Source organism: Rhizobium sp. SG741 (assembly GCF_012275435.1).
Classification (GTDB): Bacteria; Pseudomonadota; Alphaproteobacteria; order Rhizobiales; family Rhizobiaceae; genus Rhizobium; species Rhizobium lusitanum.
On sequence record NZ_JAAZQP010000002.1, the window covers coordinates 438,175 to 462,896 of the forward strand.

Genomic DNA, 24,722 nt, shown 5'->3' on the forward strand with positions numbered 1-24,722 from the left:
GATGTCGATCCGCAGTTTCGGATCCGCCGATAGCGGCCCAAACCGCAGATCCGGAGTTTCCGGTCAGCGAGGTCGGGCTGCTAGCGATGGGTTTTGCTAGTTTACGAGCTTTACGTAGCAGGGCCTATAAGTCTCTAAACCACAGCCGCCACCGACGGCTTGTGCCGGCGTGATCGTGTTTTGGATGGCGATCGCTGCAAGTGCGACGGCAATGATTGTCAAAACAGTTTTGGTATATTTGTCCATGAGCTATTCTTTCAAAAGTAGCGAGTAATGATTTGCACTTTAAAATTGCTTTTATAAATGTCAATTACAAAAAGTTGCATTAAGCAATTTGCTGTCGAGCATATGCGCCGGTGGGGCCTGCTGGTCTTTCCGTTGCAATGAGCGCGGCTCCGCGCTTGCGTCGCCATTCGCCGGCGGGCATTGTCAGGCTGATATGACGGAGCAGAAAGATTTGTCGAAAGTGCATGGATGGGGACTAGGGCGCGGCCTGCGGCGCGAAGCTGGCCAGCGCGTGACCTTGCGAACGGTCGCGACTGCTCTCGGCCTTTCGGTCACAACCGTCAGCCGGGCTTTGAAAGAGGGACCCGAGGTCAATCGCGAGACGATCGAGCTGGTCAAGCGAGCGGCGAGCGAGCTTGGTTATCGCCCCAATCTCGGCGGTATCAATCTGCGCACCGGCAAGACCCACGCCATCGGCATCGTGCTGCCATTCGGGCGCGAGGGCGAGGTGAATATCGTCGTCGCCTCGCTGATCGAGGGTGCGTCGCGCTACATGAAGGCGCGGGGATACCGGACCACCATCGTGCCGCAACTGCAGGCGGATGATCCCTTCGCGACGGTGCGCGATATCGTCGAGGAAGGGTCCGTCGACGGCATCATCATCACGCATACGACGCCGCAGGACGACCGCGTCAAATATCTGCTTGAGGTCGGCATGCCTTTTGTCACCTTCGGCCGCACCGAATTGTTGAGCGTCCATCCGAGCATAGACCTCGATCATGAGGTGATCGGCGCGCAGGCCGCGCGCCTGCTTCTGGATGCCGGTCATCGCAAGCCGTTGCTGATCGCGCCCAGCAGTCAATTCACCTATAGTCTTCAGTTCGTCCGGGGATGGCGCAAGGCCTTTGCCGAGCGGCATCTCGATGTTACGGGCGAACAGATCCACTTCACGGCGGGAACGCCGGATAATGGTCGCGAATTGGCAAAGCGCGTCGTCACGCAAAATCCGGAAGCGACCGCCGCCTTCGTCGCGAGCGAGGAGGCGGCTCTGGGCTTCCTGGCCGGCTTGCGGGACGCAGGCCGACAGGGTGGGCAGGATTTCGCGCTGATCACCTATGGCGGCACGGCATTGCCCGATTTCTTCAATCCACCGCTCAGTACTTTCTATTACTCCAATCATGCGATCGGCGAGCGGTTGGCCGCCTTTCTAACCCGGGCGATCGCCGGTGACGATCCCGCTGAGCTACGCGAAATCGTTCAGGCTGAATTCGTCGATCACAATAGTCAGCTACTCTCTGCCTGATATGCGCAGCAGTTGGTAACATCAGCCGAGCCCTGGAAGATATTCGTAACGTTACGATTTTGCGCATTTATAGGAAATGCCGCGCCCGTTGCCGAGAAAATGATCGCTTGACAGCATCGCGATTATCCAACAATCGTAACGTTACGAATTGTCATTCGGAGGGGTTTGAGGCTCCGATTGGCAAAAATATCGACGAGGGCACGGAGGCCCTGCCGCAGGCGGGCAGCCACATTCAAAGGGAGGATGACGTGAGCCAAGGCGCGCTTTTTTTCGGATCGCCAATATGGGCGTTCAACTGGAACCCGCCTTACGCGGCACCGCTGCGGCGACTTGCCCGCACCGGCTGCAAGGGCTTCGAGCTCACCGCATGGTCGGTCGACATGCTGGCCTATTACACGCAGGAGACCATTCGCGAGCTGAAGCAGATCGCCGATAGCGAGGGGCTGGTGCTCACCAACTTCTTCTTCAATCTGCCCTTCAGCCGCGTGGCGGAAGCGGCGACTTCAAGCGTCGATCTCGATGGCTATAAGCGCGGAATGGATGTGGCGGCGGAGATCGGCACGCCCATCGTCACCAGCATGACGCCCTATCCCTTTCAGTCCGACGTCAAGCCGATCTTGCAACGGCCGATTTCGCAGGAGTGGACGGCGGCGGTCGAGCCGCAATGGGACTGGACGGGCGAATATGATGTGGTCGTCGATGGTTTTGCCAAGGCTTGCGAAATCGCTGCTTCGGCAGGCCTGCGCGTGGCGATCGAGCCGCATCCCTATCGCTGGGTCAGCTCTGGCCAAGGCATGCAGCGTCTGATCGAGCGCACAGGCGCTCCCAACCTCGGCCTGAATTTCGATCCGAGCCACCTCTTTCCGGCCGGCGACATGCCGCACTACGTCGTGCTGGCACTCGGCGACCGCATCTTCAACACCCATTTCTCCGACAATGAGGGCCATACTAATGCCCACTGGCGGCCGGGGCGCGGCAAGATCGACTGGAAGGCGATTTTCGCGGCACTGCAGGCGATCGGCTATTCAGGTCCGATCACGCTGGAGCTGGAGGATGCGCCGGGAGCGTCTCACTGGACGCATTTCCGTGAAGCGACACCGGAATTCGACGAGGAGATGCGACGCGGCATGAGCTATCTGCGCGCCGCTGCCGCCGAACTCGACATCATCATTTCCTAGAGGCAATCCCAATGAGCAATGAGCCCATGAAAGTCGGCATCGTCGGCGCCGGCAATATCAGCGCCACCTATGTCGCAACCCTGCATATGTTCGATTTTATCCGTGTGAAATCGATCTACGATCTCTATGATTCGTCGGCGCAGAAGCTGGCTGCGCAGTTCGGTATTGAGGCCGTGGCGCTGGATACGATGTTGGCCGATCCGGAAATCGGTCTGATCATCAATTTGACGACGCCAGTCTCGCATTATGCCATCAGCAAGAAGGCGCTTCTTGCCGGCAAGCATGTCTATTCCGAAAAGCCGCTCGGCGTTTCCATGGCGGAGGCAGAGGAACTCATGTCGATCGCCCGTGCCGGTGACCTGCGGCTCGGTTGCGCGCCCGACACCTTCCTCGGCGGCGGTCATCAATTGACACGGCGGCTGCTGGATGAAGGCCGCATCGGCAAGACGATCTCGGCCACCGCCATGCTGCTCTTGCCCGGCCATGAGCATTGGCATCCCAATCCGGCCTTCTTCTACGGCCGTGGCGGTGGGCCGATGCTGGATGTCGGTCCCTATTACGTGACCAACCTCATTGCCTTGCTCGGCCCCGTGCGCGAGGTTTTCGGCACCGCCAAGATCACTCGCATCGAGCGCACGGTGAAGACCGATCCGCATCGCGGCGAGACGATCAAGGTACTGGTGCCGACGCATCTGACTGGCGTCATGGAGTTCCATAGCGGCGCGACGGTGACCATCGCGACCAGCTTCGATGTCATCAAGCACAAGCACAACCAGATCGAGCTTTATGGCTCGGAAGGAACCATGGTGACGCCGGATCCGAACAACTTTACCGGCAGGGTCGAGATATTCCGCGAAGGCACTGATGCCTGGGAGGAGGTTCCGGTCGACCATCCCTATACCGAGGGTGAGCCCGGCCATCTCGGGCTGCGCGGTTTGGGCGCGGCTGAAATGGTTGATTCCCTTCGCTCGGGACGCCAGCATCGGGTATCGTCGGAACTTGCCTTCCACGCCCTGGAAGTCATGACGGCATTCGAGCGGTCGGCCCAGTCACGCGGCGTGGTTGCAATCCACAGCAGCTGTGGTCGTCCGGATCCGATAGATCGCACAATTAATGAGGGACGTTTCGCATAGGCTGCGCTATAGGTTGGGAAAATGCAGTCCTTTCGGACTGTGGGCTTGACGAAGGGACGATGCGTAAGGAAGCATTGGCCACTCGCCGCAGGGAATGGAGGCCCGGCGGTACGGTTTTGGGGGACCGTGAAATTCGGCATCCGATGTCTGAAGATGGCGGCGGCTGAGCACGGGCGTTTGGAGAACGTTATCAAAGGAGGAGGAACGTATGCGTAAATTGATGATGGCATTGGTCGGCGCCACGGCGCTGGTCGCGGCAAGCGTGACCGGCGCTCTGGCCGACGGCAAGAAAGCCGAAGTCTTGCATTGGTGGACATCCGGGGGCGAAGCCGCCGCCGTGAAGGAACTGGCCAAGGCCTTCAACGCCGCCGGCGGCGAATGGGTGGATACCGCGATTGCCGGATCCGGCTCGACCGCTCGCCCGATCGGCATCAACCGCATTATCGGCGGCAACCCGCCGACGGCCATGCAGTTCAACACCGGCACGCAGATGAACGACCTGGCCCAGCAAGGTCTGCTGCGACCGCTTGATGATCTGGCCAAGGAGCAGGATTGGAAATCCGTCCTGACGCCCGCCTTCTATCAGGCGATTCAGTTCCAGGACCATATCTATGGCGCGCCGATCAATGACCACGGCCAAAACTGGCTGTTCTATTCCAAGCCCGTTTTCGCCAAGGCGGGCGTGACCGAGGAGCCGAAAACCTGGGATGAAATGTTTGCCGCGCTCGACAAGATCAAGGCCGCCGGGCTGATCCCGGTCGCCGTTGGCGGCCAGCCCTGGCAGCTCCAGTTGATGTTCAACGCCATCCTTCTCGGCGAGGGCGGCAAGGATCTCTACGGCAAGGTCTGGAAGGATCTTGATAAGGATGCGGTCAAGTCCGACAAGTTCAAACATGTCGCCGAGGTCTTCGCCAAGCTGCGCAACTACCAGGATCCGGGCAGCCCGAACCGCGACTGGAACGTCGCGACCGGCATGCTGATCGACGGCAAGGCCGGCATCCAGTTTATGGGCGACTGGGCCAAGGGCGAATTCATCCATGCAGGTCTCGTCGCCGACAAGGATTTCGGCTGCATCCTCGGGCCGGGCGAATCGAACTTCATGATGGGCGGCGACATCTTCGTCTTCCCGGTCCTGAAGGACAAGGCGGCGGTCGACGCTCAGACCCTGCTGGCAACGGTCATCATGTCCAAGGAAGGCCAGCTCGCCTTCAACTCCAAGAAGGGCTCGGTACCGGTTCGTCTCGACGTCGACACGTCGAAGCTCGATGCCTGCGCTCAGAAGGGTCTGAACGCGCTCAAGGATCCGAGCCGTCAGATCCTGACCTCCGACGTGCTGACATCACAGGATATCGTTCAGACCGAACAGGACCTCGTCGCCCAGTACTGGACGACACCGAGCATGACGCCCGATCAGTTCGCCGATCAGTTTGCCAAGGTCATCGAACAGGCGAAGTAAGCTTCAGTCGACATCCATGCGGCGGCAGGGCCTGCCTGCCGCCGGTTTTCATGAATGCTGAGGAGGAGCGTCGTGAGCACACCTGAAACAAGCGCCGCCACTGTCGGTGTCACCGTCGTAAAGACGGGCGCCACCCGCAGGAGGATGCGTTTTTCGCCCTATATCGCCCTTTTCCCTGCTTTCGTCATCGTCCTTCTCGCCTATGTCGTGACGGTTGTCTGGAACATCTGGATATCTTTCACAGACAGCAAGGTGCTGCCGGTCAACATCTTTGTCGGCACCAAGCAGTACGAGCGGCTGTTTGACACCGCACGCTGGCAGATATCGCTGCAGAATGTCGTGCTTTTCGGCTTTCTGTTCATTGCCGGCTGCCTGATCCTCGGCTTCCTTCTTGCCGTGGCGCTGGACCAGAAAGTTCGCTTCGAAAATACATTCCGGACGATCTTCCTCTATCCCTTCGCCATGTCCTTCATCGTGACAGGCCTTGTCTGGCAGTGGATCATGAATCCGACGCTCGGCCTGCAGAAGGTTGCAGACAGCATCGGCTTCACCTGGTTCCGCTTCGACTGGATCGTCCAGAGCAATCTGGCGCTCTACGTCATCGTGCTTGCCGGCATATGGCAATCGACGGGCCTCGTAATGGCGATCATGCTGGCGGGATTGCGCGGCGTCGACCGCGAGCTGTGGAAGGCGACGCGCATCGACGGCATCCCGAGCTGGCGCGTCTATCTCCACATCGTCATACCGATTCTGAGACCGACCATTATCACCGCCAGCGTTCTTCTGGCGATCGCCGTGGTCAGGGTCTATGAGCTGGTTCTGGCGACCACCGGCGGCGGCCCGGGAATTTCGACCGAGGTGCCCGGGAAATTCATCATGGATTACCTGTTCGGCCGCGGCAATATCGGCCTTGCCACAGCGGCGTCGACCGTCATGTTCGTCACCGTGGTCATCGTGGTGACGCCCTGGCTCTACTACGAATATTTCCGTGAAAAACCGAGGGGGAACTGATGACGACGCCATCTTCCGTCGCAGCCGCCATGCAGGGCCCGACCGGGCGCAAACCGCAGCACTTTACTCCCGGGCGCATCGGCCTCTACGCCTTTCTCGTCATGGCGGCAATGTTCTTCCTGCTGCCGCTTTATGTGATGCTCGTCACCTCGTTCAAATCCATGCCGGAGATCCGGCAGGGCAATATCTTTGCCTTCCCGCTGATGTGGACGACGGAGGCCTGGGTGCAGGCGTGGAGCACGGCCTGCACCGGCCTTGAATGCGGCGGTATCAGCGTCGGCTTCTGGAACTCGGTGAAGATCCTGATCCCGAGCATGATCCTGTCGATCTTCATCTCGTCGCTGACCGGCTATGCGCTTTCCTTCTGGCGGGTGAGGGGCTCGAATGTCCTTTTCGCCATCCTCCTGCTGGGGGCCTTCATTCCCTACCAGGTCTTCATCTATCCGCTGGTTCTCATCTATCGCGATGTCGGCATCTATTCGACGCTGCCCTGCATCATCATCACCCATACGGTGTTCGGCCTGCCTGTTCTGACGCTGCTGTTCCGCAATTATTATTCCAGCCTGCCGATGGAGCTGTTCAAGGCTGCCCGCATCGACGGCGCGGGGCTATGGCAGATCTTCTTCCGGCTGATGATCCCCATGTCCATTCCGATCCTTGTGGTGGCGGGGATCCTGCAGGTCACCGGTATCTGGAACGACTTCCTGTTCGGCGTTGTCTTCGCCGGCCGGGAAAACTTCCCCATGACCGTGCAGCTCAACAATATCGTCAACTCCACCCAGGGCGAGAAACTCTACAACGTCAACATGGCGGCAACCATTCTGACCGCCCTGGTTCCGTTGATCGTCTATTTCGGTTCGGGTCGCTGGTTCGTGCGGGGTATCACCGCCGGCGCAGTCAAGGGATAGTTCATGGCCAATGTTTCCATTCGCGAACTTGCAATCGGTTTCGGCAGCGTCGGCGTCCTGAAATCGCTCAATCTCGAGGTGAGGTCGGGCGAGTTCATCGTTCTGCTCGGTCCGTCCGGCTGCGGCAAGTCGACCCTGCTCAATGCCATTGCCGGCCTCACCGATATCAGCGATGGCCAGATCTGGATCGGCGACAAGAACGTCACCTGGGAGGAGCCGAAGGATCGCGGTATCGGCATGGTGTTTCAATCCTATGCGCTCTATCCGACGATGACGGTCGAAGGAAATCTCTCCTTCGGGCTGCGCATCGCCGGCATGGCGAAGGAGGAGATTGCCAAGCGCGTCGACCGCGCCGTGCAGATCCTGCAGATCGACCCCCTGCGCAAGCGGCGGCCGGGAGAATTGTCCGGCGGCCAGCGCCAGCGCGTCGCCATCGGCCGCGCCCTGGTGCGCGACGTCGATGTCTTCCTGTTTGACGAGCCGCTGTCCAACCTCGATGCCAAGCTTCGAACCGAACTGCGCGTCGAGTTGAAGCGCCTGCATAGCGGCCTCGGCTCCACCATGATCTACGTCACGCACGACCAGATCGAGGCGCTGACGCTGGCCGACCGTATCGCTGTCATGAGCGGCGGCGTCATCCAGCAGTTCGCCACGCCGAAGGAAATCTATCGTCGCCCTGTCAATCGCTTCGTGGCGGGCTTCGTCGGCTCGCCCTCCATGAACTTCCTGTCTGGGAAGGTGACGAGCAACAACGGCTTGCCTGCCTTCGTGCTGACCGATGGCCGCACGATCGATCTCAACGGCTACCAGTTTTCCGGCACGCCCGGGGAGGGCCGTACGGCAACGCTCGGCGTGCGGCCGGAACAGATGCAGTTCGCGCCCGCCAGCGATCGTGCCTCGAATCTGCCGGCGACCTTCAGCATCGTCGAGCCGATGGGCTCGGACAATCTGATCTGGGGCCAGGTCGGCAACGAGACCATATCGGTGCGCATCGATGCCGACGAGGAGGTTGCGCTCGAAAGCGAGCAGCCGGTCTATTTCCAGCCGGCGCTCGCGTCGCTGTTCGGCGAAGACGGGCAGCGTCTATAAAAGATCAGATGGCGCCGCGCGTTCTGCGGAGCGCGCGGCGCCATTTTCATGCCTTGACTTCGAAGACCATATTGAACGGCGTTTCGGTCGCCTTTCGGAAATGCGAATAGCCCGCATCCATAGCGACCTTGCGCAGTTTCAACTCGCCGGCTTGCGCGCCTAAACCCAGCCCGACTTCCTGCGACAGCGAGGCCGGCGTGCAGATCATCGTCGATGCGCCGTAGAAGACGCGGCCGACCGGGTTGAGATTGTCCTTCAGGCAATCATGCGCAAAAGGCTCGACGATCATCCAGGTGCCGTCGTCGGTAAGGCTGTCCTTGACATGTTTGCCGGCGCCGACAGGATCGCCCATGTCGTGCAGGCAATCGAACATCGTCACGAGATCATAGCCGGCAGCCGGGAAGTCCTTGGCACTCGCCTGTTCGAAGGTGATGCGACCGTCGACGCCCGCTTCCTTCGCCGCAGCTTTCGCTCGCTCGATGGAGGGAAGATGATAGTCGAAGCCGAAGAAGGTCGAGTTTGGATAGGCTTCCGCCATCAGGATGGTCGAGGCGCCATGGCCACAGCCGACATCGGCGACGGCGGCGCCGGCTTGAAGCTTTTCCTCTAAACCCTTCAGCGCCGGTATCCATTCCGAGACGAGATGGCTGTTGTAGCCCGGCCGGAAGAAACGCTCCGTGCCGCGGAACAGGCAGGCGCTGTGCTCATGCCAGCCGAGGCCGCTGCCGGTCCTGAAGGCATTGGCGATCTTCGGTTCGTCGAGCCACATGGATTGAACGACATCGAAGGCGCCGGTGAAGAAGGCGGGACTGTTTTCCTCCGCAAACACCATCGCCTGTTCTGGCGTCAGGTGGAAGCGCTCGGTCTTGTCGTCATAGCTGACATAATCGGCCGCCGCCTGAGCCGAAAGCCATTCGCGCACATAGCGCTCTTTCACGCCGACTTTGTCGGCTAACTCAGCCGAAGTCATCGGTGTTCCGTCCGCCATGGCCTTGAACAGGCCGAGATGATCTCCGAGTGTTACCAACACACCCGAGACTGCCGCGCCGAGATCGCCGACCAGGCGTCCGACTAGGGCATCGAGTTTCTGCATATCAGGTTCGCGCATGACATCCTCCCATCAGAATTGATGCAGCGTTCCGTCCAGATATATACGGAAGCTGAAACATACTCTCGGGCGGGAGGGGAGGCAATTACGTCATACGGCTGAGCAGGCCTCGTGCTGCAGCCTTGGAAAAGGCGCAACCTATTGAGGTAATGCCTTATTTTGGAAATGCGCGAGGTGCCGAGCTGCCTCAGCCGGCGCGCGCCAGCTCCTTTTCCAAAACGGAGAGCAAGCGCGGATCGTCGGCCGTAACATCAGGTGCAAAGCGGGCGGCGACCTTGCCGTCGCGGCCTATCAGGAACTTTTCGAAGTTCCAGACGATGCCGCCGTCCTGGCCGGTCTCAAGGCCGTGTTTCGCCAGGCGTTCGCGCATCGGGCCGTCGCCGGTCGTTTCGACGCCGGAGGCGATCAAGCCGTCGTAGAGCGGATGCCGCTCTTCGCCCGTGACAGCGATCTTGGAAAACATCGGGAACTGCACGTCATAGGTCAGCGTGCAGAAGCTCAGAATGTCCTCGTTCGTGCCGGGTTCCTGGCCCTTGAAATCATTGGCCGGGAAGCCTGCAATGACGAAGCCTTCGTCGCGCTTGTCCTCGTAAAGCTTTTCCAGCCCCTCATATTGCACCGTCAGCCCGCATTTGGAGGCGACGTTGACGACCATGATGACCTTACCGCGATAATCGGCGAGCGTCGTATCGCTGCCGTCGATCTTCTTTACCGGAATATCGAGCACGTTGTCGGTCATTTCGTTCACTCCAAGTGAGATGGAAAATAGGATGCCGATATTTGCCTGGATTTGACGGCCGTCAAGGTCAAAATCCTGCTCAGGCGGCCTCCTCCATCCGGACCAGATGGCCGTTCGACACTTCACGGTAGTGTCGCGTCGGCGTGATGTATCCGACCGGCCGCACCGGGCTCTTCAATTCGTCGACGCCCAGATTGCGCTTGATGCCGCGACGCGACGGATCCGGCACGGGCACTGCCGCTATCAGCTTCCTCGTATAGGGATGCTGCGGGTTTTCGAACACCGAGGCACGCGGGCCGATCTCGACGATTTCGCCGAGATACATCACCGCAACGCGATGGCTGACGCGCTCGACCACGGCCATATCATGCGAGATGAAAAGATAGGATAGATTGAGGCTCTGTTGCAGGTCCATCAGCAGATTGCAGACCTGCGCCTTGATCGACACGTCGAGCGCCGAGACACTTTCGTCGGCAACGATCACCTTCGGATCGAGGGCGAGTGCGCGGGCGATACAGATGCGCTGGCGCTGGCCGCCCGAGAATTCGTGGGGGTAACGGCCCATCATATCAGCCTTGAGGCCGACGCGCTCCAGAAGATCGGCGGCCTTTTCGCGGGCTTCCGCGCGTGAACCGAGACGATGCTCGATGAAGGGTTCGGCGACCGCCGCTCCGATCGTCATGCGCGGGTTGAGGCTGGCGAAGGGGTCCTGGAAAATCATCTGGATGCTGCGGCGCATGCGGCGCAGATCGAGCGCGCCGAGCTTCATCACGTCATAGCCGTCGAGACGAACGTCACCGGATTTGGGATTGATGAGGCGCATGATGGAGCGCCCGGTCGTCGACTTGCCGCAACCGGATTCTCCCACCAGTGACAGTGTTTCTCCTTGGGCAAGATCGAAGGAGACGTTTTCAACTGCGTGGATGGCGCCGGTCGGGCGCCCCAGCAGCCCACCGCGAAGATCGAACCGGGTGACGAGGTTCTTGACCTCGAGAACCGGCGTCTTGCCGCGATCGACGGTGTTGGCAAGCGCCGTGGGTTCGCTGCGCTCGCCGGTGCTGATATCGACGATGGGGAAACGTAGCGGCTGGGCCTGATCCTTCATCGAGCCGAGCCGCGGCACGGCCGACAACAGCGCGCGGGTATAGGGATGCTGGCCGCGATGGAAGATGTCGTCGGTCTTGCCGGTTTCCACCGCCTCGCCGCGATACATGACGATGGTGCGGTCGGAAATCTCGGCAACGACACCCATGTCGTGGGTGATGAAGAGAACGGACATGCCTTCCTCCTCCTGCAGCACCTTGATGAGGTCGAGGATCTGCCCCTGAATGGTGACGTCGAGAGCCGTCGTCGGCTCGTCGGCGATCAATAGTTTCGGGCGGCTGGCGAGCGCCATGGCGATCATCACGCGCTGGCGCATGCCGCCGGAAAACTGATGAGGATATTCGTCAAAGCGCGAGGTTGCGTTGGGGATGCGCACCTTCTCCAGCAGGCGGATCGTCTCTGCCCTGGCTTCTGCCTTGGAGATATCGCCGTGGCAGGTCAGCGCTTCGGAAATCTGCCGGCCGATGGTGAAGATCGGGTTGAGGCTGGTCATCGGCTCCTGAAAGATCATGGCGATGTCCTTGCCTCTGACCCTGCGCATCTCCCCTTCCGGAAGAGTAAGGATATCGCGGCCGTTGAGCCTGACGGAACCTTCGATACGGCTGCTGCCCCTGGCAAGCAGGCGCATGATCGAAAGCGAGGTGACGCTCTTGCCGGAGCCGCTTTCGCCGACAATCGCAACCGTTTCTCCCGGCATGACGTCGAAGGAGATGTTCTTGACCACCTGACGCCATTCGCCATCGACGAGAAACGAGGTCGTCAGATTGGAGACCGAGAGAACAGACTGTGCTTCCGGTTTGGTTTGCTGCGTTGTAACGGTTGTCATGGCGTCCCCTTTTTATGATCTTGCGCACTGGCCGGGCATCAATCGACGCTGTTCATGATGGTACCGGCGCGGTGGCGAAGGAGGCCGAAGGACGACCCTCGGCGATCCTTGCGGCTTCAAGAGCAGCAATCCTCTCGTCGATCTCGCGGCGGTCGGTCATCCCGCTCGGGTTCTGCCGTGTCGGCATGGTTTCGGCGACGTGCAGATAGCGCTCCTGCGCGACGGCATAGAGCCGTTCGAGTTCGGTGAGCGGGTCGGCGCTGTCGTCGACGCGGATGTTCAGCCAGGCATAATCCTGATCGCGGTAAATCACGAGCGCGGCCGATTGCTTGCCGCGCTTGTCGCCACCGGCATTCTCGCCGGCGCGCATGGCTTCGAGCAGCCGCTCGGCGAGCGGCTTTCCTGTCGTTTTCTTAAAGGTCGCAAGCGTCTCGGCAATCACCTGCGGTCCCGCCAGCATATTGCCGGCAACCGAGACATTGTCATCGACAAGATGGCCTGCCCAGTCGATGCACTTGGCGCCGGTGAAGGCGGCGTTGTTGCCCTTGCTGTCGATCAGATGGAACTGGCGTTGCTCGCGGCCTTCGTCGCGGGCACTCAGCGCTTGCAGAATCTCGGTCGGTGTATGACCGGCGGCGAGCATCGCAAGTCCGTCGATGCCGTAGAGCGGGCTTGCGAAGGCCTGCGTCGCGACGGCGCCGATGCCGCCGCGAAGATGCGGCACGATGCTGCCGACGGCGAAAAAGCGTGTGGCGACGGCAATGGCGAGATGGCCGGTTTCCGGCTCACGGGCAACGATCGACCAGGTCATCGGCTCTATCTCCCAATGGCATAGGCTTGCATCAAACGCGGTGTTGCTGCAGCGCGCAAGAGGCCATCTTTATCCCGCCGTGCTGCGGTAAGCCGCCCCACGGTCCATTCGGGTGCGACGGTCAGCTGATGGCCCTTCCTGCGGAGGGCATCGAGCACTTCGGTATTGAAGTTGGCCTCCGCCGTCAGGCCGCCGGGCTCGCGGGTGCGCGGATAGAAGGAGCTCGGAAAATGCGTGCTGTGGAACAGCGGTTTGTCGATCGCTTCCTGCAGGTTCAGCCCGTGGTGAACATAGCGCAGGAAGAAGGAAAGCTGCCATTGCTCCTGCTGATCGCCGCCCGGCGTGCCGAAGGCGAGCGTCGGCCGGCCCTCGTGCAGCGCAAGCGTCGGCGTCAGCGTCGTGCGCGGCCGCTTGCCCGGAGCAAGCGAAGAGGGCAGGCCCGGCTTCAGCCAGAACATTTGCGCACGCGAATTCAGGCAGAAGCCGAGACCGGGAATGATCGGCGAGGACTGCAGCCAGCCACCGGAAGGGGTGACGGAGACCATGTTGCCCTCACGGTCGATCACGTCGATATGCACGGTATCGCCGCGCTTTTCGGTCAGGTGCGACATGGTGGGCTCGTAGACCGCGCCGCCCTTGGCTTCCGGGGCGTCGAGCATGTTCATGGTGAGATCGTATTGGTCTTCGAAGCCCGGCAGCTTGCCAGGGCGCAACGCAAGCGAGGCCTCCGGGGAAATGAGCTTGCGGCGCTCATCGGCATAGGCGTCCGATAGCAGGGTATCGAGCGGTACGGTCGTGAAATTGGGATCGCCGTAATAGACCTCGCGATCGGCAAAGGCGAGTTTCATGGCCTCCGTGATCGTGTGGACGAAGTCCGCGCCGGCCGGATCCATGCCAGCGAGGTCGAAACCCTTGAGCAGCGACAAAGTCTGCAGGAAGACCGGCCCCTGGCCCCACGGGCCGATCTTGGCGACGGTCCAGCCATGATAGTCGTAGGTCTGCGGCTCCTCGACGGTGGCGTACCAGTTGGCCATATCGTCGGCCGTCAGCACGCCCTTGTGGCGCTGGCCGCTCGCATCCATCACTTCGGCCTTGCCGACATAGCTGTCGATCGCCTCCGCGATGAAGCCGCGATAAAAGGCATCGCGTGCCGCCTCGATCTGCGCTTCGCGGCCGCTCTTCACCTCCGCCTCCGCGACGACCCGCTTCCAGGTTTCGGCAAGAACCGGGTTTTTGAAGTTGGACCAAGGTTCCGGGGCGGAGCCTCCGGGAAGCCAGGTCTCATGGGAAGTTGGCCATTCCTTGCGATAGAAATCGGCGAGCCCCGCAATAGTGGCGGAGACGCGGGGCAGGATGGGGTGGCCGTTCTCGGCATAGCGGATTGCCGGCTCGAGAACATCGCGGACCGTAAGCCTGCCATAGTCGCGCAGCATCAGCATCCAGCCGTCGAAGGAGCCGGGGATGACGGTGGCGAGCAGGCCATCGCCAGGGATCAGCTTCAACCCCTCGCTCGTATAGTGCTCGATCGTCGCTCCGGCCGGCGCCGGTCCCTGGGCGCAGATGACCTCGACCTTGTCCTTTTTCTTCGAATAGAGGATGGCCGGCATATCGCCGCCCGGTCCGCAAAGATGCGGCTCGACGATCTGCAGCACGAAGCCGGTCGCTGCGGCGGCGTCGAAGGCGTTGCCGCCCTTTTCGAGAATGCTCATGCCGACGGCCGAGGCGATCCAGTGCGTTGACGTAACGACGCCGAAAGTGCCGAGGATCTCGGGGCGCGTGGTGAATGCGGTCATTGGGGGCATCCTTTCAGTTTATTCATGCTTCGCGCGGGTCGAGCGCGTCGCGCAGGCCGTCGCCGAGGAGATTGAAGCCGATCACGACGAGAAAGATGGCGGCCCCCGGCCACATGGCCATCCAGGGCGCCTGTTCCAGATAATTCTTGGCGACGTTGAGCATCGAGCCCCAGCTCGGAGCCGGCGGTTGCTGGCCGAGCCCGAGGAAGGAGAGGCTGGCCTCGGCGATGATGGCGGTCGCGATGGTGAGTGTTGCCTGCACCAGGATGGGCGCAAAGACGTTCGGCAGGATATAGCGGGTGATGATGCTGAAGTGGCGCAGGCCGATCGAGCGGGCGCCTTCGACATATTCCTCCGTCTTGACCGCGAGCACCTGACCGCGTGTTAGCCGTACGAAGACAGGCGTTGCCGAAAGGCCGATCGCGATCATCGCATTGGTGAGGCTCGGCCCGAGAAAGGCGGCAAGAGCAATGGCCGTGATCAGGAACGGCATGGCCAGAAAGGCTTCGGTGATGCGCGAGATGATCTGGTCGATCCAGCCGCCGTAATAGCCGGAGATCAGGCCGAAGGGCACGCCGATGGCGACCGCAATGGCGACAGAAAAGATGCCTGCCATCAACGATGCCTGCGCGCCCCAGATCATGCGGGACAGAATGTCCCGGCCGATATCGTCGGTGCCGAACCAATGGGCTGTTGATGGCGCCTTGCGGATCGCCGACCAGCTGGTGGCAATGGGATCGGCGATCGGCAGGATCGGCGCCAGCGCGGCGAGCACGGCAAAGAAGAGGATGATGGCGAGCCCGACCAATGCTCCCTTATTGGCCTTCAACTTGCGCCAGGCGCGGTTGGGAGCGCGCTTGGCCGAGGGCGCGGCTACGGCCATCTGTACGATCGTACTCATAGCGCTGCCCTCATGCGCGGGTTGAGGAGGACATAGAGAATGTCGGCGATGAGGTTCATGGCGATGAAGCCGATAGCCGTGCAAAGCACGACTCCCTGGACCACCGCGTAATCCCGGTTGAAGACGGCATCGACGATCAGCTTGCCGAAGCCGGGGATGGTGAAGATCTGCTCGGTCAAAACCGCGCCGGCCAGCAGCTCGCCGAATAGCAGCGCGCTGACGGTGACGATGGGCAATATGGCGTTGCGGAAGGTGTGCTGCAAAACGACGGCGGCTTCGGAAAGACCTTTCGCGCGGGCCGTGCGGATATAGTCGGCGCTGAGCACGCTCAGCATCGAAGAGCGGGTGTGCCGCATCAGCGTGGCCGCGAGCGCATTGCCGAGCACGAAGGCGGGCATCAGCATGGTCTGGATCGAGCGCCAGGGGTCCTCGAAGAACGGCTGGTATCCGGAGGCGGGCAGCCAGTGAAGCTTCACCGAAATCAGCAGGATCAGCATGATCCCGAGCCAGAAATTCGGCACGGACAAGCCGCAGAGGGCGACGATATTGGCGAGAAAATCGATAAGCGTATTCTTCTTCACCGCTGCGAGGATGCCCATGGGAATGCCGATGGCGAAGGCGAAGATCATCGACATGACGGCGAGCTGGATGGTGACCGGCAGCTTTTCCGCGATGAGCGTCAAGACCGGCTGATTGGTGCGCAGCGAAACGCCGAGATCGCCCTTCGCGACGCCCTGCAGCCAATAGCCATATTGGTAGATGACCGGGTCATTCAGCCGGTATTTTTCGCGAAGCAGCTCAAGAACCTGCGGATCGCGCTCCTCGCCTGCCATGGCCAGCACCGGATCGCCCGGAAGGAGCTTCTGCAGGGAGAAGACGAAGATCGAAATGATCAGCAGCGTCGGTATGGCGACGAGCAACCTCTTTCCGATATAGCTATACATGGGCAGATCCTCGCCGCGCATATCGAATGCCGGAAATGCCATGCGGGGAGAGCGCCCGCATGGCGTTTTTGGCTCAGTTGCTCTTCTTCACACCGGCGAGCCGGATCATCCCGTCCGGGGCGGGCGCGAAGCCGGTCACTTTCTTGTTGTAGGCCCAGATCCAGGCCTGATGACCGAGAAAGATGATCGGCAGATCCTCGTTGAGGATGGCTTCTGCCGCATCGTATTTTTGCTTGCGCACCGCAGTGTCCTGCGACTGGCGTGCCTCGAGCAACAGCTTGTCGACTTCCGGATTGCTGTACTTTGAATCGTTGAGTCCGGCACCGGTCGTCACGAATTGCTGGATATTGCCGTCTGGATCGGAGCGGCCGGACCAGTCGGAGCGGCTTAGCTGGTAGTTGCCGCTCGACTGCGCATCAAGCAGCGTTGCGAATTCGGTGGTTTTCAAGGTTACGTCGAAACCGGCTTCGGCAACCATCGACTGAATGATTTGCATCATTTGCATCGAGACCGGATTGTTGGCGACGGCGAGTTCGACGGGGATGCGATCGAAACCGGCGGCCTTGACCAATGCCTTGGCCTTGTCGATGTCGCGGGCAGGAACCGGAATGTCCTTATCGTACCAGGGGCTGTTCGGTGCAAAGGGCTGATTGCCGGCAAGCCCGGTGCCGTCGAAGACGATCTGCATGGCGGCTTCGCGGTCGATCGCCAGCGAGAAGGCCTGGCGCAGGCGCTTATCCTTGCCCAGCGGATTGTCTGCGCGCGCACCATTTCCGACATTGGCATAGACGCCGAGCCACCCCGTGCCGATTGCATCGGCATAAACGAGATTGGGATCACCCTTCACCGTGCCGACATCGGATGCGGCGACGCGCTCGATCATGTCGAGATCGCCGGAGCGTAGGTTTGCGAGGCGAACCGTCGTGTCGGGGATCGGCAGATAGGTCACCTTGTCGATGAAGATGGTGTTCTTGTTCCAGTAGTCCTGGAATTTTTCGAGTACGATGCGGTCTTGCTGCACACGCTCGACGAATTTGAACGGACCGGAGCAAACGGGATGATCGCCGAATTTGGCGCCGGTCGCCTTTGCCGCGGTCGGCGAGACCATCATGCCGGAGCGGTCGGAGAGCTGGGCAAGCAGAGTGACATCGGGCGCTTTCAGGGTAAAGGTGACTTCGTATTCGCCCGATGCCTCGACCTTGGCGACGGAGGAGAGCTCGCTCTTGCGGCGCGATTCCGGCATCGTTTGGTAGCGCTGGATGTTATCGACCACCGCTTGCGCGTTGAACGGCGTCTCGTCCTGGAATTTTACGCCTTGACGCAGTTCCATGATCAGCTGCTTGCCATCAGCAGACCATTTCCAGGATGTGGCGAGCTGCGGCACGAACTGCAGATCCGGCGTCACGTCGACCAGCTTGTCGCAGAGCGCGGTATAGACGATGCGGCCGACGAATGTGCGCGATTGGGCCGGATCCAGCACGTCGGCATCGTCCTGCAGGCCGATCTTCAGCTCGACAGCGAAAGCCGGCAGCGCGATCAATGCGCCGGCGGCAAGCGATGTCAGGAATTTGGCGATCTTCATCTTGTTCTCCTGATTATGAATTATGATTTTCGTTTTTTTGCAGTCTCGACCGGTTTCCTCTCCGGTCGTTGTCTGGTGCGGGCAGAGCTTTTGGTCAGCCTACCTCTTCGGTCAGTGGTTCCTGTGCTTGTCGCGCATCGAGCGAGGTGATGCGGATCAGGCTTTCCTGAAGCATCAGAAGGTGCTTACGCATGGCTTCGGCGGCCTTCATCGGGTCGCGCGCCGCAATCGCATCGATGATCGCCATGTGCTGCGCATAGGAGATCGGGCGCGTCTTGTTGATGCTGCGGGCCAATTCGCGAATGGTTTGCCATGCCTCGTCCTGGCGGACATGGTTGATGACGTCGAAGATGGTCAGAAAGAACTGATTGCCGGCACTCTCGGCGATCAGCCGGTGCAGCGCGCCATCCCAGAGCTCGCGACTGTCGGCATCGTCGCTGGCGGTGATTTTCTTGGTCAGCTCATACATGCGATCGATGTCATCGGGCTTGGCGCGCATGGCCGCCAGCTGGGCCAGCTGCGGCTCGATGCGCAGACGAACCTCCATGACCTCCATGAGATCCGTGCGGGCGACAAGCGAACTGACATGCTCGCTCCAGCCGTCCGGGCGCTGCCCCGCATAGGTTCCCGAGCCCTGGCGCCGCCAGACGCGGCCTTCGGCCTCCAGCACCTCCAACGCTCGCCGGATGGCACGACGGCTGACGCCCAATGTCTCCGACAGAACCCGTTCCGTCGGCAACTTCCCGTCTGCCGGCAGATCGGCCGAATTCAAAAGCCCTCTGAGCTTTTCCAGGGCGTAGATCGAATTCTCCGGAAGGCTGCTGATTGCCATAGTGGGGAGTGAACCAATTTCGAATTGGTTCAATAGAAGTTCAACGCAACCCTGCCGTCAAGCTCTTTTTTGTGCAATTTATGCAATGCACAATGTTTGTGCGTGACGCACAAAAGCGGACCGTAAAACGGTGCCGCCCGCGTGCTATTCCGGAAGAGTTTTGCCCGACCTACCGCTGCCGGCTTTGGAGCTCAGCGACTGATAGCTCGCGCCGAGACTACCGTCTCGGGCGTGAAATCGAAATCCTTGTCGAAGGGATAGGTTGGCTTCTGCTTGCGCAGCCGCGGCAGGCGTTCGACGAACTGATCAACGACCCCCGGCGAAAGCGCCATCAGGTTCGGATTGGCGATCGGCGCCAGTTCCGGCGAGAGATAGCCGGACTTCACGACGATGATCCTGGCCTTGTGCGGATCGAGGCCGAGGCGCGTGAAATCGGAGAGGTTGTGATAGGGCCGGCGCTTTGCCGACAGCACTAGGTCGATACCGCCGATGGAAACAACCGCCTGGGCGTCGATCGGGTCTGCGGTCTCAAGTAGGAATTTAACGGTGAAGCTGCCTTTCACGGGCTTGCTGCCCTTCGTGTCGAGCGATGCGCCGACCGAAAGATCGAGGGTGGCGCCGACGCCTGCCACATAGCAGGCTTCCGTGGCAGCTTTGTCGGCAATGCCGGCGAAAATGACGCCCTTTGCGTTATTGGCGATAAGTTCAGCAAGCACATCAGCGCGGTCGCCGACGCCGCCGCCTGTGGGATTATCGCCGGATTCGGCAAGCACCACGGGCACGGTCTCGCTGGCAATCGCCTTGGCGACGCATTCCCCGATCGTTCCGGTCTCGCAACCGAAAACGAAGTCCTCACGCACATCCCAACAGGCCTGAGCCAGGCGCTTCGCTTCGCGCTCAAGAACTTGGCGATCCGTGCCGGTCATGATGGCCGCGGCGGTGGCCCGCGGTTCGTCGGCCCAGACATAGCCGACCATCAGCGAGGCATCCCAGACGCCATCGATGGCGTCTATCTCGGGCAGTAGATCGTAGAGGCTCTTGGCCGGCTCATCGACCGTGCTGGTGCGTTCGCCCGGCAGTACCACAGGGATCGGTGCCCAAAGCAGGATCGGCTTCACGCCGGTCTTCAGGCTCTCCGTCAGCATCTTCACGGCGCGACGCATGGTCTCTTCGACATCAATATGCGGCGCGGTGCGATAGGTGGAATACATGTCGAGCGCATCGATGATGCGCTGGGTGACGTTGCCGTGCAGGTCATAGCTGGCCGAGACCATGCAATCGTCGCCGACGACGGCACGTGCCGCGCTGATCCAGTCGCCTTCGGCATCTTCCATGCCTTCGACATACATGGCGCCATGCATGGCAAGATAGAGCCCGTCGAGCGGCAGCAATGGTTTGAGACGTTCCAGAAACTCCGCCTTGAAGGCCTCGTATGTATGGCGGGCGACAGGACCGCCGGCGATTGCCCTGGCATGGATGGTCGGCAGGAATTCGCCGTCGTAATCCCTAAGGAAAGCGAAATAGGGCGCGGCCGTCAGCTCCTCGCCACGCAGAACGCGAAAATCCCTTTCTTCGTTCAATACGGGATTATAGGTGCTGCACTCGATGTGAATGCCTCCGACGGCAATGCGCATGGGAACCTCAATTCGGGGTGGGACCAATCAGGAAATTGTGGGCGGCAATGCTGGCGGCTCCACGAGCCCAGACATCGCCATCGACGCGCTGGGTGCGGATCGGCGTCTGGCCGGCATAGCGCGGCAACACGTTCGCCTCGGCCGCCTGCCGCATGACAGTGCCGAAGAGACCATCGAAGCATCCCTCGACATGGGTGATCAGGATCATGCCGGGATCGTTGAACTGGATCAGATGGGCAATGGCCAGACCGAGTGCATTTCCGGCCCGATGCAGGATGCGGATGGCGGCCGCGTTGCCGAGCGAGGCCTCGTTTTCCAGATCGTCAAGGGAACTGCAGGCAAGGCCTTCCGCTTTCGCCATTTCCTTGATTGCCTTCATCGAGGCGACGGTATCGAGGCAGCCGCGCTTGCCGCACCGGCAGGGCGAGCCATTGGGTTCGATGGTGCAATGGGCAATCTCGCCGGCGCCGCCATGATTGCCGCGATAAAGCTTGCCGCCGACGAAATGGGCGCAGCCGATGCCGTCGTCGAAAGAGACGACGCTGAAATTCTGGACGTCGCGTGTGCTGCCGAACAGCTTCTCGCTGACGGCGACCGCCTTGGCGTCGTTTTCGATGAAGGTGTCGATACCGGTCTTCTGCCTGACGATGCCCGCAAGCGGCACATCCTTCCAGCCAAGCAGCGTTGATTGAACGCAGTTTGCCTGCTTCTCGTCGACAAAGCCTGAGAGGGCGATGCCGATGCCGTAAAGCTTGCGGACAGCATCCTCGCGTTCTGCCAACAGCTTCGGCAGCGTCTCTGCTATCAACTCGGTGATAACATCCGGATCGCGCGACCGCGGCATGGTCTGGCGCGCGACGATACTGCCGTTGAAATCGCTAAGCACCATCGCTGCCGGGTCTTCGAGCAACGAAATGCCGACGAAGAAGGCGCCTTCGGGATGCAGATCGAGCAGGATCGAGGGGCGGCCCTGGCCGTAGATCGTCTCCGTTTCGTGCAGGACGCCAAGGGAGATCAGATCGCGGGCAATTCCGCTCATGGCGGCCTTGCTAAGACCCATGGATGTCGCAAGATCTGTTCGACTCAGTGGTCCGGATTGACTGATCACGCGCAGAAGCTGTTGCTGGGAAGAAGTAAGCAATTCGACGTTCCGCCTGGATTTCAGCGTGTTTTTCCGACAATAAGTTCATAAAATGAACAAATCAACGGAAATAAATTTAGCTGAGGGCTTATTTGCGGACGTGACAACAGACGGATTCCAGTCAATCTGCGCGATCTGCAGTTGCGTTTAAACAGTTGACATCGACCTGTATCAGTATGCAATGCTTATCATAGCAATCTAGGCAAAAATCCCCCCAGTCGCCTCGTCTTCCGGCGTCGATTCCAAAAATGAAACGCTCGATCATGGTCGCCTCGACGGCCTGTGCGTATTCGACATCGGGCGCGGCAGTCAGAAAGGAATACCATGTCCAGCACGGTCGATCGTTCGAGACGTCCGTTGGTCATCGTCTCGATCATGCTTGCGACCTTCATGGTCGCAGTGGAAGCGACGATTGTCGCGACCGCCATGCCGCGCATCGTCGGCCAGCTCGGCGGCTTCACCTATTACAGCTGGGTCTTCTCCGCTTTTCTCCTGGCGCAGTCCACCACGACGGTTATCTATGGCAAGCTTTCCGATATGTTCGGCCGCAAGCCCATGCTTATCGTTGGCATCCTGATCTTTCTCGTGGGATCTACGCTTGCGGGTTTTGCCTGGTCGATGGCCTCGCTGATCGCGTTCCGGCTGCTTCAAGGGCTTGGCGCCGGCGCCATTCAGCCTGTGACGATGACGGTTGTCGGCGATCTCTACAAGCTGGAAGAGCGTGCCAAGGTGCAGGGTGCCCTTGCCAGCGTCTGGGCTGTTTCGGCGGTCATCGGTCCGCTTGCCGGTGGCATCATCGTCGATCATCTCTCCTGGGCATGGATTTTCTGGATCAACCTGCCGTTAGGCGTCCTGTCCATCGCCGGCTTCGTATGCTTCCTGCATGAGCGCATCACCCCGCGCGAGGCGAAGATCGACTATCTCGGGACGATCCTGTTTTCGATATCGATCGTATCGCTGCTGGTCATTCTGACGGAAACCGGTTCCGGTTTTGCCGTCCTTGGTTTGCTAGCGATCGTCTTTGTGGTCAGCGGCGTCCTGTTCATATGGCAGGAGCGGCGGGCGCCTGAGCCGATCATCTCGATCGCGCTGTGGAGCCGGCGGCTGGTGGCGACCAGTAATGCGGCAACCCTGCTTGCCGGCATGGCCTTGATCGGCCTGACGACGGTTCTGCCGATCTACGTTCAGGGTGTTCTCGGCCGATCACCGCTCGAAGCCGGATTCACCTTGACCATGCTGATCGTCGGCTGGCCGCTGGCGGTCATGCTTGCGAGCCGGTTCTTTCGCATGTTCGGCATCCGCCGGACCTTGCGTGCCGGAAGCTTCATGTTTCCGTTCGGTGCGCTGTTTCTTTTGTTCCTGACCCCGGAAAGCAGCCCGATCATCGCCGGCGTAGGCTCGTTTCTGATGGGCTTCGGCATGGGCCTCATCAGTCTCACCAGCGTCGTGCTCGTGCAGGAAAGCGTCGAATGGTCTATGCGCGGCAGTGCCACGGCCTCGATCATCTTCTCGCGCAGCCTCGGCAACACGCTTGGCGCCACGGCGCTCGGCGCGATCATGAATGTCGGTATCGCTCATTTCGGCAGCGGCGAACTGGCAAGGAGGCTTCACGATATTCTGAACCAGCCGACCGGCCTTTCCGATCTTGTCGGCGATCCGGCGATCAGGAACGTTTTCGACGCCGCGCTTCACTGGAGTTTCTGGGGAGTCGTCATCGTCGCCATCACGACGTTCGCAACCGTCTGGCTCATTCCCGTCGCCCATGATGCCGGCCGCCGATCGGTGCCCAAGGCGGATGCCCAGGATGCGATGACGCATTGACGGAGCGCGACCGGCAACGGGCCACGCTTCCCTCCGCCGGCATTCATCGTGACGCTTGCGACGTGCTGCGTCAGAAATCGTAATGGCTGATGCGCCAGGACTCCAACAGGCTCCGTGATGCCTTGATCGCGGCGTCGGGATCGCGGGCGACGATCGCGTCGAGGATGGCCTTGTGGTAGGGCAGGGAACGCTTCTGACCCTCCGCCACTTCATCATGGTCGGAAAGCGTGCGATTGGCGTAGATCCCAACCGCAATCAGGTCGATCAGCTGTGAATAGATCATGTTGTGCGTGGCGGCGAAGATCGCGGTATGGAAGCGCAGATCGGCGTCGGCATTGGTATTGATGTCGCCGATGGTGGAAACCATTTCCTCGTAAGCGGAACTGATTGCCGTGACGTCTTCGTCCGTGCGGCGTGTGGCGGCACGCGCGGTAGCCTCCGGCTCCAGCGCCAGCCGCAAATCCTTGATGGAGCGCATGATTTCCACCGAAGGTCCGGTCTCGTAGTACCAGACCATGACGTCGGTATCGAGGTGATGCCAGTTGGAGCGCTCCTTGACGCGGGTGCCGACGCGGGTCTTGATCTCCACCAGCCCCTTGCCGGCAAGGCATTTCATCGCTTCGCGAATGACGGTGCGGCTGATGCCGAATTGTTCCACCAGATCGGGCTCGTTCGGCAGCGTGGCGCCTACCGGGTAACTTCCACCGACGATGCGGCGACCAAGCTCGTGGACGAAATAGCCGAAGACGCCGCGACGGGGGATCGTACCGTATTTTCGCACAAAGGCATCGAATGGTGACTGCGTTACGATCAGTTTCGCCTCCGGTGTTGCCGCAGTGGTCTTTGCATCAAGGCCATGTTTCATTATGCGGAGCTCTCATTCCTTTGATACGCGATTGCGAAGCTAATCTTCAGCCGATGATATGTTTTGCGGGCTCTATGCTGATGTCTCGGCTTGTTCGAGGCTGTTTCATATTGTTTTGATATCGATCCTGTCGTTCTTGGCGCGGCATTTCCGATAAAAAACCCTACCATGTCTTGTGCGCAAATGCCTACTGGCACCGGATTGACCGGTCCGTTCACCAAGGCGCATTGGCGGATCGTCATGATTTCCGGCCCAGCCGCATGGCGGAAGGTGGCAGCACGGCAATCAAATTCTGCGCCACCCACTAAGCGAAACGTG

At 60.4% G+C, this 24,722-nt stretch carries 21 protein-coding genes; 8 read left to right on the forward strand and 13 right to left on the reverse strand.

Annotated elements, in window-relative coordinates; translation table 11 throughout:
• Positions 1-96: 96 nt before the first annotated feature.
• Positions 97-246: a hypothetical protein gene (locus FHT29_RS07405; protein ID WP_037192449.1), complete on the reverse strand. Its 150-nt coding sequence runs from the start codon at positions 244-246 to the stop codon at positions 97-99.
• A 193-nt stretch (positions 247-439) separates the two neighbouring features.
• Between FHT29_RS07405 and FHT29_RS07410 the strand changes: the two genes are divergently transcribed.
• The 7 genes from FHT29_RS07410 to FHT29_RS07440 all read left to right on the forward strand — a co-directional run bounded on the left by FHT29_RS07410 (position 440) and on the right by FHT29_RS07440 (position 8,303).
• Positions 440-1,528 carry a LacI family transcriptional regulator gene (locus FHT29_RS07410; protein ID WP_047554659.1) on the forward strand — a complete coding sequence of 363 codons (1,089 nt, stop codon included), beginning with the start codon at positions 440-442 and terminating at the stop codon, positions 1,526-1,528.
• Positions 1,529-1,776: 248 nt separating this feature from the next.
• Positions 1,777-2,706, forward strand: a complete 930-nt coding sequence (locus FHT29_RS07415; protein ID WP_168599473.1) for a sugar phosphate isomerase/epimerase family protein — start codon at positions 1,777-1,779, stop codon at positions 2,704-2,706.
• Positions 2,707-2,717: 11 nt separating this feature from the next.
• The gene (locus FHT29_RS07420) at positions 2,718-3,839 is read left to right on the forward strand and encodes a Gfo/Idh/MocA family oxidoreductase (protein ID WP_168599474.1); all 1,122 of its coding nucleotides are present in this window, start codon (positions 2,718-2,720) and stop codon (positions 3,837-3,839) included.
• Positions 3,840-4,047: 208 nt separating this feature from the next.
• Positions 4,048-5,295, forward strand: coding sequence for an ABC transporter substrate-binding protein (locus FHT29_RS07425; RefSeq protein WP_080760457.1), 1,248 nt, complete (start codon positions 4,048-4,050; stop codon positions 5,293-5,295).
• Positions 5,296-5,367: 72 nt separating this feature from the next.
• Positions 5,368-6,306, forward strand: a complete 939-nt coding sequence (locus FHT29_RS07430; RefSeq protein WP_080760458.1) for a sugar ABC transporter permease — start codon at positions 5,368-5,370, stop codon at positions 6,304-6,306.
• On the forward strand, positions 6,306-7,214 hold the full coding sequence (locus FHT29_RS07435; RefSeq protein ID WP_113108893.1) for a carbohydrate ABC transporter permease: 909 nt from the start codon (positions 6,306-6,308) through the stop codon (positions 7,212-7,214). Before FHT29_RS07430 ends, FHT29_RS07435 begins: the two co-directional genes overlap by 1 nt.
• Positions 7,215-7,217: 3 nt before the next feature.
• The gene (locus FHT29_RS07440) at positions 7,218-8,303 is read left to right on the forward strand and encodes an ATP-binding cassette domain-containing protein (RefSeq protein WP_168599475.1); all 1,086 of its coding nucleotides are present in this window, start codon (positions 7,218-7,220) and stop codon (positions 8,301-8,303) included.
• A 46-nt stretch (positions 8,304-8,349) separates the two neighbouring features.
• On the opposite strand, the gene FHT29_RS07445 is transcribed toward FHT29_RS07440, so the two are convergent.
• From FHT29_RS07445 to FHT29_RS07495, 11 genes are all read right to left on the reverse strand, one after another.
• Positions 8,350-9,411 carry a class I SAM-dependent methyltransferase gene (locus tag FHT29_RS07445; protein WP_037192440.1) on the reverse strand — a complete coding sequence of 354 codons (1,062 nt, stop codon included), beginning with the start codon at positions 9,409-9,411 and terminating at the stop codon, positions 8,350-8,352.
• Between the two features lie 187 nt (positions 9,412-9,598).
• Entirely contained in the window at positions 9,599-10,150 is a 552-nt protein-coding gene (locus FHT29_RS07450) for a glutathione peroxidase (protein WP_037192437.1), read from the reverse strand.
• Between the two features lie 79 nt (positions 10,151-10,229).
• Complete coding sequence (locus FHT29_RS07455) at positions 10,230-12,080, reverse strand: ABC transporter ATP-binding protein (RefSeq protein WP_168599476.1); 1,851 nt, start codon at positions 12,078-12,080, stop codon at positions 10,230-10,232.
• A gap of 52 nt (positions 12,081-12,132) precedes the next feature.
• Positions 12,133-12,891, reverse strand: coding sequence for a DUF1028 domain-containing protein (locus tag FHT29_RS07460; RefSeq protein ID WP_168599477.1), 759 nt, complete (start codon positions 12,889-12,891; stop codon positions 12,133-12,135).
• Between the two features lie 5 nt (positions 12,892-12,896).
• Entirely contained in the window at positions 12,897-14,684 is a 1,788-nt protein-coding gene (locus tag FHT29_RS07465) for a gamma-glutamyltransferase family protein (protein ID WP_168599478.1), read from the reverse strand.
• A 22-nt stretch (positions 14,685-14,706) separates the two neighbouring features.
• The gene (locus FHT29_RS07470; RefSeq protein ID WP_168599479.1) at positions 14,707-15,585 is read right to left on the reverse strand and encodes an ABC transporter permease; all 879 of its coding nucleotides are present in this window, start codon (positions 15,583-15,585) and stop codon (positions 14,707-14,709) included.
• Entirely contained in the window at positions 15,582-16,529 is a 948-nt protein-coding gene (locus FHT29_RS07475) for an ABC transporter permease (protein ID WP_037193196.1), read from the reverse strand. Before FHT29_RS07475 ends, FHT29_RS07470 begins: the two co-directional genes overlap by 4 nt.
• A 73-nt stretch (positions 16,530-16,602) precedes the next feature.
• Positions 16,603-18,111: an ABC transporter substrate-binding protein gene (locus FHT29_RS07480; RefSeq protein WP_047638450.1), complete on the reverse strand. Its 1,509-nt coding sequence runs from the start codon at positions 18,109-18,111 to the stop codon at positions 16,603-16,605.
• Positions 18,112-18,205: 94 nt separating this feature from the next.
• Entirely contained in the window at positions 18,206-18,943 is a 738-nt protein-coding gene (locus FHT29_RS07485; RefSeq protein ID WP_037192424.1) for a FadR/GntR family transcriptional regulator, read from the reverse strand.
• Between the two features lie 191 nt (positions 18,944-19,134).
• The gene (locus FHT29_RS07490; protein WP_168599480.1) at positions 19,135-20,577 is read right to left on the reverse strand and encodes a M81 family metallopeptidase; all 1,443 of its coding nucleotides are present in this window, start codon (positions 20,575-20,577) and stop codon (positions 19,135-19,137) included.
• 7 nt (positions 20,578-20,584) lie between these two features.
• Positions 20,585-21,718, reverse strand: a complete 1,134-nt coding sequence (locus FHT29_RS07495) for an ROK family transcriptional regulator (protein ID WP_168599481.1) — start codon at positions 21,716-21,718, stop codon at positions 20,585-20,587.
• Between the two features lie 324 nt (positions 21,719-22,042).
• Here FHT29_RS07495 and FHT29_RS07500 point away from each other — a divergent pair, with 324 nt between their 5' ends.
• The gene (locus FHT29_RS07500) at positions 22,043-23,539 is read left to right on the forward strand and encodes an MDR family MFS transporter (RefSeq protein ID WP_168599482.1); all 1,497 of its coding nucleotides are present in this window, start codon (positions 22,043-22,045) and stop codon (positions 23,537-23,539) included.
• 70 nt (positions 23,540-23,609) lie between these two features.
• Here the strand turns inward: FHT29_RS07500 and FHT29_RS07505 are convergent, their stop codons facing one another.
• A complete protein-coding gene (locus tag FHT29_RS07505) occupies positions 23,610-24,404 on the reverse strand; it encodes a FadR/GntR family transcriptional regulator (RefSeq protein ID WP_168599483.1) in 795 nt (264 codons plus the stop codon).
• Positions 24,405-24,722: the final 318 nt, after the last annotated feature.

Coding starts and splice junctions, on each gene's coding strand:
- FHT29_RS07405 (WP_037192449.1), bottom strand. CDS start 246: ATGGACAAATATACCAAAACTGTTTTGACAATCATTGCCGTCGCACTT.
- FHT29_RS07410 (WP_047554659.1), top strand. CDS start 440: ATGACGGAGCAGAAAGATTTGTCGAAAGTGCATGGATGGGGACTAGGG.
- FHT29_RS07420 (WP_168599474.1), top strand. CDS start 2,718: ATGAGCAATGAGCCCATGAAAGTCGGCATCGTCGGCGCCGGCAATATC.
- FHT29_RS07425 (WP_080760457.1), top strand. CDS start 4,048: ATGCGTAAATTGATGATGGCATTGGTCGGCGCCACGGCGCTGGTCGCG.
- FHT29_RS07435 (WP_113108893.1), top strand. CDS start 6,306: ATGACGACGCCATCTTCCGTCGCAGCCGCCATGCAGGGCCCGACCGGG.
- FHT29_RS07440 (WP_168599475.1), top strand. CDS start 7,218: ATGGCCAATGTTTCCATTCGCGAACTTGCAATCGGTTTCGGCAGCGTC.
- FHT29_RS07445 (WP_037192440.1), bottom strand. CDS start 9,411: ATGCGCGAACCTGATATGCAGAAACTCGATGCCCTAGTCGGACGCCTG.
- FHT29_RS07450 (WP_037192437.1), bottom strand. CDS start 10,150: ATGACCGACAACGTGCTCGATATTCCGGTAAAGAAGATCGACGGCAGC.
- FHT29_RS07455 (WP_168599476.1), bottom strand. CDS start 12,080: ATGACAACCGTTACAACGCAGCAAACCAAACCGGAAGCACAGTCTGTT.
- FHT29_RS07460 (WP_168599477.1), bottom strand. CDS start 12,891: ATGACCTGGTCGATCGTTGCCCGTGAGCCGGAAACCGGCCATCTCGCC.
- FHT29_RS07465 (WP_168599478.1), bottom strand. CDS start 14,684: ATGACCGCATTCACCACGCGCCCCGAGATCCTCGGCACTTTCGGCGTC.
- FHT29_RS07470 (WP_168599479.1), bottom strand. CDS start 15,585: ATGAGTACGATCGTACAGATGGCCGTAGCCGCGCCCTCGGCCAAGCGC.
- FHT29_RS07475 (WP_037193196.1), bottom strand. CDS start 16,529: ATGTATAGCTATATCGGAAAGAGGTTGCTCGTCGCCATACCGACGCTG.
- FHT29_RS07480 (WP_047638450.1), bottom strand. CDS start 18,111: ATGAAGATCGCCAAATTCCTGACATCGCTTGCCGCCGGCGCATTGATC.
- FHT29_RS07485 (WP_037192424.1), bottom strand. CDS start 18,943: ATGGCAATCAGCAGCCTTCCGGAGAATTCGATCTACGCCCTGGAAAAG.
- FHT29_RS07490 (WP_168599480.1), bottom strand. CDS start 20,577: ATGCGCATTGCCGTCGGAGGCATTCACATCGAGTGCAGCACCTATAAT.
- FHT29_RS07500 (WP_168599482.1), top strand. CDS start 22,043: ATGTCCAGCACGGTCGATCGTTCGAGACGTCCGTTGGTCATCGTCTCG.
- FHT29_RS07505 (WP_168599483.1), bottom strand. CDS start 24,404: ATGAAACATGGCCTTGATGCAAAGACCACTGCGGCAACACCGGAGGCG.